This is a genomic window from Exiguobacterium sp. UBA3968, from assembly GCF_002385115.1.
Lineage (GTDB): Bacteria > Bacillota > Bacilli > Exiguobacteriales > Exiguobacteriaceae > Exiguobacterium_A.
Map to the genome: position 1 here is coordinate 916,410 of NZ_DGCW01000005.1, position 14,839 is coordinate 931,248.

General features: G+C 46.2%; 18 protein-coding genes and 1 pseudogene. 10 read left to right on the plus strand and 9 right to left on the minus strand.

Annotated features, from left to right (window positions below; translation table 11 throughout):
* Nucleotides 1-6: 6 nt before the first annotated feature.
* From B3S86_RS06525 to B3S86_RS06535, 3 genes are read left to right on the plus strand one after another with little or no spacing between them, the layout of a single operon-like run.
* Nucleotides 7-423 carry an NUDIX hydrolase gene (locus B3S86_RS06525; RefSeq protein WP_290750602.1) on the plus strand — a complete coding sequence of 139 codons (417 nt, stop codon included), beginning with the start codon at nt 7-9 and terminating at the stop codon, nt 421-423.
* A 14-nt stretch (nt 424-437) separates the two neighbouring features.
* Complete coding sequence (locus B3S86_RS06530; RefSeq protein ID WP_290750605.1) at nt 438-3,065, plus strand: ABC transporter permease; 2,628 nt, start codon at nt 438-440, stop codon at nt 3,063-3,065.
* 17 nt (nt 3,066-3,082) lie between these two features.
* Nucleotides 3,083-3,610, plus strand: a complete 528-nt coding sequence (locus B3S86_RS06535; protein WP_290750608.1) for an HAD-IIIA family hydrolase — start codon at nt 3,083-3,085, stop codon at nt 3,608-3,610.
* A gap of 203 nt (nt 3,611-3,813) precedes the next feature.
* Here the strand turns inward: B3S86_RS06535 and B3S86_RS06540 are convergent, their stop codons facing one another.
* The gene (locus B3S86_RS06540; protein WP_290750611.1) at nt 3,814-3,936 is read right to left on the minus strand and encodes a hypothetical protein; all 123 of its coding nucleotides are present in this window, start codon (nt 3,934-3,936) and stop codon (nt 3,814-3,816) included.
* A gap of 156 nt (nt 3,937-4,092) precedes the next feature.
* Here B3S86_RS06540 and B3S86_RS06545 point away from each other — a divergent pair, with 156 nt between their 5' ends.
* A complete protein-coding gene (locus tag B3S86_RS06545; protein WP_290750614.1) occupies nt 4,093-5,352 on the plus strand; it encodes a hypothetical protein in 1,260 nt (419 codons plus the stop codon).
* 31 nt (nt 5,353-5,383) lie between these two features.
* Entirely contained in the window at nt 5,384-6,658 is a 1,275-nt protein-coding gene (locus B3S86_RS06550) for a hypothetical protein (protein ID WP_290750618.1), read from the plus strand.
* Here B3S86_RS06550 and B3S86_RS06555 read toward each other — a convergent pair.
* Together B3S86_RS06555 and B3S86_RS06560 are read right to left on the minus strand one after the other, a co-directional pair.
* Nucleotides 6,639-7,169: a nucleotidyltransferase domain-containing protein gene (locus B3S86_RS06555; protein WP_290750621.1), complete on the minus strand. Its 531-nt coding sequence runs from the start codon at nt 7,167-7,169 to the stop codon at nt 6,639-6,641. The genes B3S86_RS06550 and B3S86_RS06555 overlap by 20 nt on opposite strands.
* On the minus strand, nt 7,166-7,753 hold the full coding sequence (locus B3S86_RS06560; RefSeq protein ID WP_290750624.1) for a TetR/AcrR family transcriptional regulator: 588 nt from the start codon (nt 7,751-7,753) through the stop codon (nt 7,166-7,168). Before B3S86_RS06560 ends, B3S86_RS06555 begins: the two co-directional genes overlap by 4 nt.
* Nucleotides 7,754-7,908: 155 nt before the next feature.
* On the opposite strand from B3S86_RS06560, the gene B3S86_RS06565 reads away from it, so the two are divergent.
* Nucleotides 7,909-8,625 (plus strand): ABC transporter ATP-binding protein, encoded by a 717-nt coding sequence (locus B3S86_RS06565; RefSeq protein ID WP_290750628.1) that lies wholly within the window; start codon nt 7,909-7,911, stop codon nt 8,623-8,625.
* Nucleotides 8,625-9,653 carry an ABC transporter permease gene (locus B3S86_RS06570; RefSeq protein ID WP_290750631.1) on the plus strand — a complete coding sequence of 343 codons (1,029 nt, stop codon included), beginning with the start codon at nt 8,625-8,627 and terminating at the stop codon, nt 9,651-9,653. The genes B3S86_RS06565 and B3S86_RS06570 overlap by 1 nt, the downstream gene beginning before the upstream one ends.
* On the opposite strand, the gene B3S86_RS06575 is transcribed toward B3S86_RS06570, so the two are convergent.
* The gene (locus B3S86_RS06575; RefSeq protein WP_290750634.1) at nt 9,654-10,358 is read right to left on the minus strand and encodes a hypothetical protein; all 705 of its coding nucleotides are present in this window, start codon (nt 10,356-10,358) and stop codon (nt 9,654-9,656) included. It lies immediately after the preceding gene.
* A gap of 82 nt (nt 10,359-10,440) precedes the next feature.
* On the opposite strand from B3S86_RS06575, the gene B3S86_RS06580 reads away from it, so the two are divergent.
* The 3 genes from B3S86_RS06580 (at nt 10,441) to B3S86_RS06590 (ending at nt 11,253) form a co-directional block, all read left to right on the plus strand.
* A complete protein-coding gene (locus B3S86_RS06580; protein WP_290750638.1) occupies nt 10,441-10,785 on the plus strand; it encodes a DUF2200 domain-containing protein in 345 nt (114 codons plus the stop codon).
* A 12-nt stretch (nt 10,786-10,797) separates the two neighbouring features.
* Entirely contained in the window at nt 10,798-10,968 is a 171-nt protein-coding gene (locus tag B3S86_RS06585) for a hypothetical protein (RefSeq protein WP_023468416.1), read from the plus strand.
* A 75-nt stretch (nt 10,969-11,043) separates the two neighbouring features.
* Nucleotides 11,044-11,253, plus strand: coding sequence for a hypothetical protein (locus tag B3S86_RS06590; RefSeq protein WP_029341800.1), 210 nt, complete (start codon nt 11,044-11,046; stop codon nt 11,251-11,253).
* 59 nt (nt 11,254-11,312) lie between these two features.
* Here the strand turns inward: B3S86_RS06590 and B3S86_RS06595 are convergent, their stop codons facing one another.
* The 5 genes and pseudogenes from B3S86_RS06595 to B3S86_RS06615 form a co-directional block, all read right to left on the minus strand.
* Complete coding sequence (locus B3S86_RS06595; protein WP_290750649.1) at nt 11,313-11,855, minus strand: NADPH-dependent FMN reductase; 543 nt, start codon at nt 11,853-11,855, stop codon at nt 11,313-11,315.
* Between the two features lie 45 nt (nt 11,856-11,900).
* Nucleotides 11,901-12,884 (minus strand): ring-cleaving dioxygenase, encoded by a 984-nt coding sequence (locus B3S86_RS06600; protein WP_214860083.1) that lies wholly within the window; start codon nt 12,882-12,884, stop codon nt 11,901-11,903.
* 58 nt (nt 12,885-12,942) lie between these two features.
* Complete coding sequence (locus B3S86_RS06605; RefSeq protein ID WP_035407758.1) at nt 12,943-13,377, minus strand: MarR family winged helix-turn-helix transcriptional regulator; 435 nt, start codon at nt 13,375-13,377, stop codon at nt 12,943-12,945.
* A 139-nt stretch (nt 13,378-13,516) separates the two neighbouring features.
* Nucleotides 13,517-14,140, minus strand: a complete 624-nt coding sequence (locus tag B3S86_RS06610) for a Type 1 glutamine amidotransferase-like domain-containing protein (RefSeq protein WP_290750653.1) — start codon at nt 14,138-14,140, stop codon at nt 13,517-13,519.
* 25 nt (nt 14,141-14,165) lie between these two features.
* Nucleotides 14,166-14,837, minus strand: a pseudogene (locus tag B3S86_RS06615) (aminoglycoside phosphotransferase family protein); the annotation flags it as partial.
* Nucleotides 14,838-14,839 lie beyond the last annotated feature (2 nt).

The following is a 14,839-nucleotide window of genomic DNA, read 5'->3' on the forward strand; positions in this document are numbered from 1 at the left end:
AAGTCTATGTTACCGAAATCGATTTATTCGTTATCAGCAGGAGCGGTCGTCTTGAATGACCAAAACGAGATTCTTTTAATCCAAGGACCCGATCGCGGTTGGGAGTTTCCGGGTGGCATCGTTGAGCCTGGAGAAAGTGCAGCTGACGGTATCATTCGCGAAGTCAAAGAAGAGTCTGGAATTGAGATTGAAATCGTGAAGTTTTGTGGCATCTATCAAAACCTCGAGGCGAATGTCTGTGCAACCTGTTGGCTTGCAAAAGCGATTGGTGGTCAACCGCAGACGAGCAGTGAAAGTTTAGCAGTCGGTTTTTTCCCGCTCGAAGAAGTGTTACGACGCGTGACGTGGTCGAACTTCAGCGAACGAATCTTACATATCTTAGATGAACAATCTCATCCATTTTTCGTAGCCTTTACCCCATAAAAGGAGGAATGACGATGCTCCGTTTTGTCTTAAATCAATGGCGCCGGCAGCGCGGGAAATTCATCCTGACGCTTGTCGGTGCACTGATCATCAGTGCCGGGCTCAGTTTAATGTTCAACTTGACGGACTCCAGTCAAGGAACGGTCGAACAGACGTTACAAAAGAAATGGTCGTCTGCGTATGATATCGTAGTGCGACCGAAAGGCAGTCAGATGACAACGGAATCAAATAAGTTACTCGAACCGAATTATCTCAATGGGATCAATGGTGGAATTTCGTTTAAACAATACCAACAAATCAAACAAATGAATGCGATTGATATCGCAGCCCCGGTTGCTGTCATGGGATACGCTAATATCGGCATCTCAATTCCAAATCAAATCCACTTTCCGGACAAGCCTGGTATTTATCGACTGAGTAATTCACATTATGGTGCTGGTGGATTTTCAAAAGAACTCATTGCACAGGATAGTGCCTACTTTTCAACTATTGAAGAACCGCTCGTTCCTCCAAACACGCGATTGATCAGTCTTCAAGATCCGCAAGATTTTTCATCCGTACAACCCTTTACCTATAGTCTTATCGTCGGAATCGATCCGGAGGCGGAAGCGCAACTCGTCGGTTTGGATAAGAGCATCCTGAATCAGAAGAAGTTTCGTTACTTCAATCAAGAGGATGTTCCCTCAGCCAGCAAGGAGAGTTCTAACGCATTCAACATTCCGGTATTGATCAATCCAAAATCCTTCAATACGGGATATAGTCAATTCAAGTTAGAACAAGTTAACGTCGATCTGAAAACGAAACAAGCACGTGATACATTCTATCAACGACTAGCTAAATCGAACGATCCTCAACCTCTCGATCAAGAAAAACGCAAGATCATCCAAGACATTAAAGTCGATGCCTCTAAAGTCGAGAGCGTTTATTTCGATTCTCTACTCGGTCAAAAAACTAAGGTACTTCCGCAAGCAGAAGCATATACTAACGCTCAACTCGTCGCCCAGACAGGCTCTTTGACATATCAAACGGTGAAGAGTCCGTTCCCTACACGATGGAAGGATGCTTATGAAGTGCATACAGCACCTACTGCATTCAAAAACGCTATATTACCATCCACTTATCTTCCGAAGCGCGGCTTCCGGACCGTAGATTCTTATGAAATAAAAATGAAAAAATCGGATCAATCTGATTTTAAGTCAATGAATCCTTATCTGACGTTCAATGTCGTCGGTTTGTATGATCCGAACAAGATCAATGTGTCCAAAGATCCATTGAACGAATTACCGATGGAGACCTATCGACCATCGGCTGCGAGTATCGTACTTGACTCAAAAAATGAACCGGTCAATCCTGCTCAACCGATCAACACGACCGGGAATCCAATTGGTCTGTTAACGAACTCTCCAAACGTTCTCACGACAATCGATAGTGTCCAAAAGGTGATGGGCGACCAATCGATTTCATCGATCCGGTTAAAAGTAAAGGGTGCTTCTTCTGTCGGTGAACAGTCAGATAAAACCTTACAACGTATCAAGTCGGAAATCGAACAAGAGACTGGTCTTATCGCTACGATCACCAAGGGTTCCTCTCCTCAACCGGTCGTCACGAAGGTTGTCGATGACGGCAAGACGCTCGGTTGGATTGAACAACCATGGATCCACATCGGTGCTGCGATGACAATCTTCCGCGAGACGAGTGTCGGTTTCTCAGGCGTCATCTTCGCGATGCTTGCCGTCGCGATTGTCTATGTCCTCGCGACGAGTTATGTCTCGATGCTCGCTCGCCGGAAAGAATTCGCTGTCTTACTAGCACTTGGCTGGCGGACGAAGGATCTCTATAAAATCGTTTTGATCGAGGCGGCGATACTCGCTGGATTCGTTTCAACAATCGCCTTGATCGTCGAAAGCATCTTCTCATATGTCCGTAATGAAGCGATGAACGGCTGGAGCCTTCTCTGGATCGCACTGTTCAGTCTTGTCATCTACCTCGCCGGCGCCGCCTGGTCGGCGTGGACGATTCGCCGCATCTCACCGTACGAAGCGATCAAGACCGGTGAATACGCGAAAGCCGCTCGTGTCGGACTGAAACTTCGTTCGACGGTGACACTCGCACTAAAGGAACTGATCGGGAAATGGAAACGCAATAGTTTGTCCGTCCTCTCGATCGCTCTACCAACGGCACTACTAACGTTCTTCTTGTTCGTGACGTTCCATCTACAAGGTGTTCTTTACACGTCATGGCTCGGTCAATTCGTTGCCCTGCAAGTCGGTCCGATGCATTACGTGACGATGGGTGTTGCCATCACAATCGCCATTTTGACGACGGGTGAGATCATGTGGCAAAACGTCACCGATCGCCGCGCCTCACTCGCCGTCCTAAAAGCACTCGGCTGGACGAACGGTGCGATCCGTCAATTGATTGTCCTTGAAGGTTTCCTTGTTGGTCTGATTTCTGGAGTGATTGGGCTGATTGTCGCCTACACGACAATTTATGTCTTGTACGATCTTGTTCCATGGAATGAACCGTTATTGATAGGCGTGTCGCTTGCCTTACCGATTTTGTTCGGTGTCATCGCCGCCTTCATCCCAGCACAATTGGCAGCACGTGTTCAACCGTACCAAGAACTGAAAGATGCTTCGTAAACTAAGGAGTTGTACACATGAATTCTATTCAAGCAATATTTTTTGACCGAGACGGAACGATTGGTGGAGATAACACCGTCCACTATCCCGGAACATTTACGTTATTCCCTCACGTCGCTTCACTAATGGAACGCTTACGTAACCAAGGTATGTTATTGATTGCGTTTACGAATCAGCCTGGTATTTCAAAAGGACTCGCGCGTGAAGAGGAGTTCCGGACAGAATTACAGGACTTCGGCATTGATGACATACTGATTTGTCCGCATGCAGCGGAAGATCATTGTTCCTGTCGCAAACCATCACCAGATTTATTATGGCAAGCTCAAGTAAAACACGATCTCCGACTCGATCAATGTGTCGTCATTGGGGACCGATGGAGTGATATGATGGCAGCTGCTCGTGCCGGATGTATCAAAATCTTAGTCCGGACAGGTGCCGGAGAGAGCTCAATCCGCGATTACGCCGACCGATTAGAGCAAGCAAACGTCGACTATATCGCCGACGACTTGGCAGAGGCAATCGCTTGGCTCGACAAGCAAAACTGAATAAACGAAAAGGCGCAATTCCGTAAACGGAAGTCGCGCCTTTTGTTATTTCTTGGAACGTTTCGATTGAGAAGCTAGGAAGATACTGTTCGCTAACACAAATAAGATTGCAAACCATGTCCAAAATGACATGCTACCGCCTCCTTTTGATGATGCGAGGGTACTTAAACTGTCTTCTTGTTCTTACCAAAAAGTTCCTGCAATCATTTGTTAGCGATTTTTCGTAATAGATAGAGTGCATAGATGATCGATGGGATCGCCGTCGCCATAAGAATGAGATGGACACTCCCAAATAAAAGATTCATTGCTAGACTAAAATCTGACACTTTTGTTTCCTCCTACGTTTCAATGGTCCTTATATTTATTTTACTATAATAATACATTAATCTATATTCTAAGCCTTACAATTATGTAATAATTTTCAATTCCGCTTCATCACAAGGAGATTCACGTTACACTGAACGTACGAAATAGAGGTGAATATGTTGCATGCTTTAACGAAACAGCTGACTGATTATATGCTCGAGAAATATCATTTAACTGATTATGTGCTCTATGAATCGTCCTACACGCAAAACAAAATGAACGACCAAACCGGTTACTCTTTCGAAACGTTCTGGATTCCGCGTGGTACATCGGTCATCGAGGAAGAGGATGGCACCATGCTTCCTGAAGGAACGGTGCAGATTGCGATAAATCCTGTCACGAAACGAATGACAACGTTATCCTTACACGGTCAGATCCTGGTTCATTCCGTACCGAACGACTTACGTGATATCAGCACTCGTATCGCTTGGCTCGAGTCAGAAACCAGCATGATCCATGGTACACATTTCATACTCGAAAAAGACGACGAAACTTTTTTCAGTTATGTGAGTTGTTACGACGGAGTCCGGCTGTCTCCCGGTTGCTTCATCCATCTGACGTTAACGGAAAATGGTCAACTCGACGAGTTGTTCATATACGGTCCTCATCCGCTTGATCACCGAGTGGAATCAAAATCTTTAACCTTAACACTTGAGGAAATTGAATCGCTAACCAAACAACAAATAAAATGGTTTTCCTACCCTAAAACAGGAAATCAATACGCGCATACTGTCGTCGAGACGATCGTGACGCAAGAAGGATCTATCCTTTTGCCTAGTAAACTGGATTTCACGTCATCACTCGATCGAAATGACATCTTAACGTGGGCAAATCCGTCAACTTCAATTCTCAAACGCCATCCTTTCCAATCAGCAGCAAGTGTGACAGCAGAGGATGTGATCATGCAGACCGAACATCCTGATTTTCGTCCGATCCAGCAAGAGACGGTGAACGCCTGTCGAAACGCGATTCAAGAAATCGTCCAAAACGTTTACCCTAGTGAATCCGGACAATGGATGATTCGTCATATCTACCGGCAACACCCTTACCTTGCTGTCACGTTGTCACACGCGCATCCGACATCCTATGTTGATCAGCATCGACGCATCACGATTCTCCTTGACGCAAAAACACTTCACTGGATTGACTTGGTCGACAATCAGGAACTCCAAACCGTGTTTGATTCCGTTACCGTACCGGAGCTCGAAGATCATCAGCAAGACATCATTTTCAACGCACTACATCCGTACTTGTCTCTCACACCGCGTTATGTATTTGACGCTTCAAAAGGTCACTATGTTCTTTGTGGCTTGCTCAACTCGAATCATGTTTTCTTACCCGCAACAAATAAGGTCATTTTATTACGAGATCTTTAAAGTGAATTCATATAACAAAGGAGTGAACACATTGCATCCATTAACGAAAGATTTAATCTCCCATATCCAAAATAAATATCAACTGAACGATTATGTCCTACATGAATCCTTCTATCACCGCGAAAAAATTCATGGAGAAACTCAGTATTCGTTTGAGACATGTTGGTTCCCAATTCTGCACGGTCCATGGTCTGAAGACGAGAGTTATCCAGACGGTACGATTGAGATCGAAGTCGATACAGCTACACGACGAACGACATCAATCAACAAACATGGTGATGTCACGATTCATTCGGTTCCAAATGATTTACGTGATTCAGACATCCGGATTGATTGGCTTGAGCAAGAATTAGGAATGACATTCGACCAGCAATTCATGTTCCTTACGCATCAAGATTCCCTGTATCAGTATGTCAGCTGTCATCACGGAATTCGCCTCTCCCCTGGTCTGTTCATATCGCTTGAGCTAACGAGTGAAGGAGCGCTCGATTCTTTCAGTGTCTATGGAACCCCCGCGCTGAGTAACAAGTATTCGACTGAACCGTTCACATTGTCACCTATACAAATCGCACCAATCATATCAGAACAAATACGGTTCTTTTTTGCACCTGATGAGCAACAACCAATACAAGCGCATGCAATTGAAGAAATCTTTGTTTCTCAAGACGGCTTGCGCACGTATCTTCTAAGTAATCCCGAAACTTCGTCCGTTGCCATGAACGAGATCGTGACATGGGACAAACCGTCCACCTTCTCCTATACGCGCAAATTGATTAAGCGGCGAGACGCTGTCACGGCACTGGATGCCGAAGCTCAAACGCCACATCCGGATTACCGACCGTTGACTGACGAGATGCTGGAAACATGTCAGTCGATTGCTGTAGATCTCATCGCTGCCGAATATCCGGAGGAGTCCGGAGCGTGGACGATTCAAGAAATCCATCGGAATTTTCCATTCATTAACGTAGTAGTACGCCGGACTCGTCACGACATAAATCTCGCTTACAAACGTCGTTTAACGATTCTTTTGATCGAAGATACTTTTGAAGTCAGCCTAATCGTTGATAATGAAGCATTTATTGACCTCTATCATGACTCGACACAAGGATTGCCTGATAGCGTTCCGGAAGAAGTCATACGTCACGCACTCATGCCTTACCTGACATTGAAACCGTATTATGTTTTCGACCGGGCACTTGACCACTATGTTCTCTGTGGTTTGCTTGACTCGAACCACGCTTACTTACCGGCAACAAATGAGGTCGTCTTACTCGAAGACCTGTATGTCATTTCAGCCACTGATTGATTCGCTTCTTTACTATTTGCGGAAGAACGAGGCTTCTCAGCTGTTCGAGACGCTTACGGTCCACTTCCTGTTTTGTAAATACGTCTTCAATCATCGTGACCTTTTGTTCTCGTCCTGGAATCAGTTGATAAATGACATACCAATCAACGAGTGACATGAACGGACGTCCAGCTGAATCGATTGATTGTTCATCAAACGGATAGATGAACACGCCCTCGCAATGACGAATCTGCAGTCCGCTCATCAAATCGATATCGATTCCTTCAATGATAAATTCCTGGAACACTTCCGTCGCGTAAAGTGACGTCTTGTCTTGTTCGACGACAGTCCCCATGTCCGCTAACAGTTGGACTGCTCGTTCGGCGTCCTCTAACGCGACGACGAGATCGATGTCGCGCGGTACAACTGGTAGTCCATGCTGCGCCAACAATAATGAACCACCGATACCAAAATGAATCCGTTCTTGCTGCAAACACGCGACGACTTTTTCTAAGACTTGCTCAAGACTCATCGCCGGAACCCCGCTGCTCGAAACGGTCCTTCCATCGAAATCGTAAAGATGATTCGCGCAATTTCATCCGGTGATGTCTCGTTTGGGTGGCTCAACCAGGATTCGATGACACCAAGATGGGCGGCTGAGAGATAGGCAATGAGATAATTTTCTGGAACGAGCCGTTCTCCTTGTTCCGGTAGTCCCGAGAACAGAATCTGTTGCATGTAATCACGGACCCGCTTCCGAAACATCCCGTCACTCGTCGGACTGAGTAAGATCCGCATCAGCGTCCGGTGTTCATAAAGAAACGTTAGAAACGGGATGATTCGTCGGTATGGTGAGTCCTCCGTTTTGTTGATCAGGACGAATGGAATCTCGCGTTCGAACGTCGCTTCGATCTTTTCAAAAACCTCATTCGTCATCCGCTCGAGCAGTTCGTATTTATCCGCGTAATGATGGTAGAACGTCCCGCGATTGACTTCCGCCCGTTCCGTCAACAACTTGATCGTCACGGTGTCAAAGCCGACTTCGTCGATCAACTGAAGGAACGTTTCGCGTATTCTGCGGTCAGTCCGAATGATGCGTAAATCCTGTTTTTTCATCGAAATCGCCTCTTTCTTCAACAGTTTGTTGGGATGTGTCGCTTAAGCAACAGATGGACTTCAATTGGTCATTGCTCCCAGTTTCTCTCCCTTTTATAATGAAATTAATCAACACGTTGTTCAATAATTATTTTATAAAAAGGAGGGAGAATACGATGGATTTACAACTACACGGTGTATCGAAATCGTTTCATCAACAGGACGTCCTCCAAAAAATTGATCTTTTGATTCCGTCTGGTGAGATTTGTGGTTTGCTTGGTCCGTCAGGTTCCGGTAAGACGACGTTGATTCGCTTGATGATCGGCGCGATCCAGGCAGACGCAGGTTCGATTCAGATTGGTGACACTTCGATGCCAAGCTTCAAGATGTTATCGCAGATTGGTTTCATGCCACAAAACGATGCTTTGTATGAGGATTTATCGGGGCTTGCGAACCTGCAATTTTTCGGTTCCTTATACAACATGTCCCGTCAGGATTTAGCAAAACGCATCGAGGAGGTCTTGACACTCGTCGATTTGACGAATGATCAAAAAAAGCTCGTTCGCCATTATTCCGGCGGGATGAAGAAACGATTGTCCCTCGCCATCTCAATCTTGCATCGTCCGAGCGTCCTATTCCTGGATGAACCGACCGTCGGGATTGATCCCGTGTTACGCCGCCAGATTTGGAATCAATTCCAAGCGATTCGTGCGCAAGGCACGACGATTGTCGTCTCGACCCATGTCATGGACGAAATCAATGAATGTGACCGGGCAGCATTGATCTATAACGGTCGAATCATCGCCTACGATCCGCTCGACCGTTTGCTCGCACAGACTGAAAACGGTCAGGTCGAGGAACTATTCCTGCTCGCTGGAAAGGACGTGACATAATGTGGCATCTCGCACGACGGGTCATCCGTCAAACGTTGAACGATAAACGAAGCGTCGGACTGATTTTGCTTGCTCCATTGTTAATCTTCACCTTAATCTATTTCCTACTTGGAAACGATGACTACACACCTGTCGTCGCCATCAGTCAAGATGTACCGACTCCAGTATCACAAGCGATCGAAAAACAGGATCTGTCGCTTAAAACGTATAACGGCAGTGATGCGGACGCCTATCTCAAAGATCATGAAACGGTTGACGTCGTCTTAGACATGAAAAACGACCAACTAGCTTTGAACCTCCGCGAACCTTCAACGAAAAGTTCAAAAGCGTTACGTGAGATTCAAGCTGGACTGGCGACCCTGCAGCCGACGATGCAACTCGAGACGAACTATCTGTACGGAAATGTCGATCAATCGACCTTTGATGCGCTTGGTTTCGTCTTTTTATCCTTGTTCTCCTTCTTTTTCGTCTTTATCTTATCGGCAATGGCACTCGTCAAGGAACGCAGTGGCGGCACGCTCGAGCGATTGATGATGACACCAATTCGCCAAACCGACGTCATCTTCGGCTATACGCTCGGCTATAGCGTCTTCGCTTCCATCCAGGCAATTCTTGTCGTCCTGTACGCGACGACCGTTCTTGACTTACCATCTGAAGGCTCGATCATCTGGGTCTTTCTGACGATGCTTGGACTTGCCGTCGTCGCAGTCTTGTTCGGCGCAACGATTTCAATCTTTGCTCAGTCTGAATTACAAGTCGTTCAATTGATTCCCTTTACGATCATTCCTCAGATTTTCTTCTCGGGCTTGATTCCTCTTGATTTAATCCCGTATGGACTCGGTAACATCGGATATATCACCCCGATTTTCTACGGAGCGAGCGCGATCAAGGAGGTGCTCGTCTACGGCAACGGTTGGTCAAGCATCTGGCCGTACTGGCTTGGATTATTCCTCTATGGTGCAGTGTTGTTCCTGTTGAACATGCTCGCTCTCAATAAATATCGCGGACACCAAAAAAGACACGGCTGATTACACGAGCCGTGTCTGATTTTGCTTAAGCTGTTCAAGGAAAACAGTCCGTCGAGAAGGATCTAGTGTCTGTTCTGCCACGTCGGCATACCGAACGAGCTGATAAATCTCATACGGAACCGTGACCTCTAAACGTGTTAACCACTCCGTCAGCGTCTCATGTGTCCGTCGCTGTTGCGCTGGAGCAAGTGACCGATTGAACGCGCGCACTGCTTCACGAATTTTTGAATCAAGAATACTGTCTTCTGATGAGGACTGGACTTCAGGCGTTAGCGTTAGCGATAGAGCGGTTCGTTTTGGTTGATGCCTTGGTGGAAATGACCACTGCATGCGGTTGAATCGTTGTCGACGATACAGATAGAAGATGATCACTAAAGCGACAATCCAAGGAATCACACGAACGATTTGATTGATCGCATCCGTCAAGAAACCTCGTCCAAGCTCAATCGGTTTTTTCTTTTTAGGTTCCTTCCGATATCCTTCGTGCCCGCTTTTTGAAGAATCCAGTTGTTTGATGATTTGCTCTTTTTTCGCATAGATGACCTTTTTAGTCGGTAAAATCGTACTCGGAACACGTACCCAGTTTCCTGTCGATTGATCAATCGGTGGATCGATCAATGCCTGATACGATAGTTTAACACCTACGACGCCTAAAAATAGTACTAGGCACGTCATGAAAGTCATTCCAATGATTCGACGTCTCATTTCATCCTGCACCTCCAAACCGACTTAAAATCCTTGACACAAGACCTTTTCCCATATGTTACCATGAAAGGAGGCGATTCAGATGAGTTACGAAAAAGTATTTCAAATGCCGATGCAGCAGCTGTACAACGTATACCTTCAAAAAGTAGAGCGCAAGCAACGGACGCAAGAGGAGCTCGATGAAGTTATGTTCTGGTTGACCGGACACACGCAATCAACTCTTGAACAAGCCATACAAACCCAAACTGTCGCAGCCTTTTTCGAGCACGCACCCGACCTGAACGAACGCCGATTTTTAGTCACTGGCGTCATCTGCGGGATTCGTGTGGAAAATCTAACGGATCCGCACATTCGTAACATCCGGATTCTCGACAAACTCGTCGATGAGTTGGCGAAAGGAAAAGCGTTAGCTAAAATCTTACAATAAGGAGGAATGCTGATGTCTACTTTACTCAGTACACTGGCGATCCTCGTCATGGTGACCAGTGTGACCTATTTCATCGTCTATCAAGTCAAACGAAATAAAGGAACCCATCGTTCACCCGTCTATCGACTTGCTTTTAGTGGTCTGTTGGTTGGCTTGATGGTCAGTTATTTTTTGTTGACGTGAGTCGTGATTTTTAGTTTTTGATTTAAACAATAAAATCATTAATACAGTATTTGAAATAATGAAGGAGGTATACGATTGAAGATTCGAAAATGGATTCTTCCGCTTTTGCTACTCATCTGTCTTGCTTCACCGAATGCCGCAACAACATATGTGAAATGGACGGTCGCTCCGACGGGTCACTATCTCGAACGTCTTCAAGCGGCTGACATTCCTTATAAAGTCCGCCAACACACGCTTTACATTCAAGAAAAGGATCTGCGCCGCGTCACGTCGTGTTGTACATGACAACGATAGAAAACCCCCTCATTTCAGCGAAATGAGGGGGTTTTCTGATCAATCACGAATTAGCGAATCGTTTTTAATGCCGTTGCCCACGGAATGACTTGATCGAGCATCTGGTTGACCGATGTTTCTTGAACGGCTGCCGCTTTTAAAACCGATCCATTCTCGAAATCAGTGAACAAGGATAACGCTGGATGCACCCGGACATCGGCAATCAATAACTCACCGAGGATGCCACGCAAGTGTTCTGCCGCCCGAGCTCCACCGACAGAACCGTAAGAGACGATCCCTGCTGCTTTATTGTTCCATTCGACCCGTAGATAATCGAGCGCGTTCTTGAGTGACGCTGCGATTGAGTGGTTGTATTCCTGAACGATGAAGACGAATCCGTCTTGTGCTGCGACATCCTTCGACCAAGCAGCAGCACCTGATGCATCCGCGTCTTTTTCACCTAGAAGCGGTAATTTGTAGTCGGCGATATCAAGAATCGTGTAGTTTGCATCCCCCCGTTGATCCGCGAGTTGTTTGACCCAGTTCCCGACTTGTGGGCTGAGACGTCCTTCACGTGTAGATCCTAAGATGATCCCAATGTTTAATTTCTCCATTTTTATTTCCTCCTCTTATTTAGATGCTGTCAGTTCACTTTCCTATTAAAGATATTCTTTTTCGATGTTGCGCGTACTCCGGACCGTATCGATTGGACGGACCATTTGTTCGATCTGTGCTCGTTGTGGCTCGAGGAATGGTGGTAATGACAATTTCTCGCCGACCGTTTCGTATGGCTCATCACCCATGAAACCAGGACCATCTGTTGCCCATTCGAACAAGACGCCGCGCGCGACACGAGCGTAGAGCGATTCGAAGAAGAAGCGATCGACGTAACCGGACGTGTTGAAGCGTAGCTGTTGCATCCGCTCGATCCATTCCTGTAAGGCAGCCGTATCTTCGACGCGGAAGGCGACGTGGTGCACTGTTCCGAATCCTTGACGTCCGCTTGGTAGAACGACGTTATGCTCGACGATGACTTGGGCACCATTTCCGCCTTCACCCATCTCGAACAAGTGTAGGGAACCAGCTTGATCGACTTCGCGCATCAACATCGCTTGTTCGAGTACCGCTTTTAAATTGTCGAATTCCGCGATCCGGATGTGAATTGGACCGAGTCCCGTGATTGCGAACTCGAGTGGCACCGGACCGTTTTGCCACGGTGTGCCGGAAGCGACACCTTGATTATGCTCGTCAGAGATCAACATGTATTGTTGCTCATCGAAATCGACGAACGAGAGCGTCTGCTTGCCGAATTGTTCTTTGATACCACGGTGCTTGACGTCGTATTTGTCAAACCGTTTAATCCAGTACTCGAGTGCGGCATCCGTCGGGACACGGAACGCCGTCTTGAAGATTTCATTCGTCCCGTGTGATCCTTTTTGGATACCAGGGAAATCAAAAAACGTCATATCCGTTCCGGCAGATCCTTTATCATCGGCGAAGAATAAGTGATACGTCTGAATGTCATCCTGATTGACGGTCTTTTTGACCAATCGCATCCCTAAGACATTGGTAAAGAAGTCATAGTTTTTCTCGGCACTGCTCGTAATCGCCGTCACGTGGTGGATTCCTTTTAGTTCATTCATGAATAATCGCTCCTCTAATCGTTATTATCTCGAATTCGAGATATCAGTCCAAAAAAATTTATTTACCTTTTGCTTGATAACCGATTGTTTTGGCTGTCTCGATGAAAGCTTCAAGATCAGACGGGTCTATCCCTTGAAATACTTGATTAATCGCTTGCTCGTGCTCCGGAAAAATCGTTTCCATCAGTTGTTGCCCTTCAGAGGTCAGTTCCGCAAATGTCACGCGCCGATCTTCTGGACATGCTTTACGGAAGACATAATTCTTTTTTTCGAGCTTATCAATGACATAGGTGATGCTACTGCTCGTAATCAAGACTTTTTTCCCAATCAATTGAATCGGTTGCCTGCCCCTGTGAAACAGCAACTCAAGAACCGAAAAATCCGTCGGGTTCAGTCCCCACTGCGCAACGTCCTTCTTGATGACTTCATGTAACGCGTCGACTGCGCGCACCATGACCGTTAATGCTTTCAAGTTCGGGTTCGGTCGTGTCATTTCGTTCACCTCTTTTGTATCTTTAATTCATATATCTTTAATTCGAGATAAATATACCATCTCAATTTTTTTTCGTCAACTGTTTTGATTTACTTTATATCATGATGATAAACACAACGGATTTTCGAAGCGTTCATCATCATTTAAAACAAAGCACGTACCCTTCGCCTAATCGATAGTGATCGGTCTCAGATTGAATATACGCCGTATTGTCAGGTAATCCGATCGCATAATTCATTTGAGGCAGGTATTCCTGAAAACGAGCTGCTCGTTTTTCCTGATTCAAATGAGGACAGAGACAACCGCTCAGCCAGCTTTGTCCTGTATCAAGACAGTAATCGTTACCACTTTCTGTCGTGCGAATCCCGGATTCCATCGGATAGATTGCGCCTGCACTGACACCTACAAACCAGGCGCCGCGATCGATGGCTTGCTTGAGGAGTACATCCATTCCAGTGTCTTCAAGAGTCTTAGCGAGTAACGGATAATTACCTCCGCCGACATAGATGATGTCGGCATGCTGTAATAGTTGTCGTTGTGTATCAATCGTTTGGTTATCGTCAAACAATGTGACGATCGAGACAGTCGCTCCAAGCGCTTCATATGTATCTCGAAATTGTTGTTGGTACAATCGCTCGTCCCGACTTGCCGTCGGCAGGAAGACGATATGCGGTACGTGTGACGTCAGTTGAAAGACATGACGATTGATGACTTGATGAGACGGCGCAATCAGTTGTCCGCCACCGATTAGCATGAGGTTCATCTTATTTCTCCTTTGCAGTGTCTTTTTAGAAAAAGGTGTACAGTCCATGTTCATAATAATCAAATTCTGATCTGGGCAGTTGCTCAAAGCGATAGCCTTCATAAAAGGCATTAAGGGCTTTTCTATCATTGATGATCGGACTGATGGCGAGTGCGATATCATACCGTCGATCGCCTGGTCTCATCGCTCCGACATCGATGAACGACATCGTTCCGTTCGTCGCGACCAACAGGTTGTCCGTCGTACAGTCACCATGAATCCAGCATACATCGATCGGTTGTGGACGAGTCTCTTTTAGACGATCGAGTAAATCCATCGTTCCGGACGCCCAACCAGACGCGACATAACGTTCTGCCGTCATGAACCGTTCCGTTAACCAAACATCCGACATTCCTACTGTCGCTCGCTGATGAAAATGGAAGAGATAGTTTCCAAACGCTTGCCACAACTGAATCCGTTGTTCGCTTGTAGCCTGTCTTAACGCTGTCGTCAGCGTCATCCCGTCTCGCCACCCCATCAAGAGATGACTGTGCGGTGCTGTTCTGTCTTTGAAAAAGCCGACGTACTCAGGTAGGAACCCTGATTCTCGTTGCATCCATTCTTCTAAGACGATTGCTTCTTCTGCGAGCCATTCTTGGTATCTTGCTCTTGTAGCAGTCTTGAGTAGGTATTTTCCTGTTTTCGTTTTAACCTGGTAGA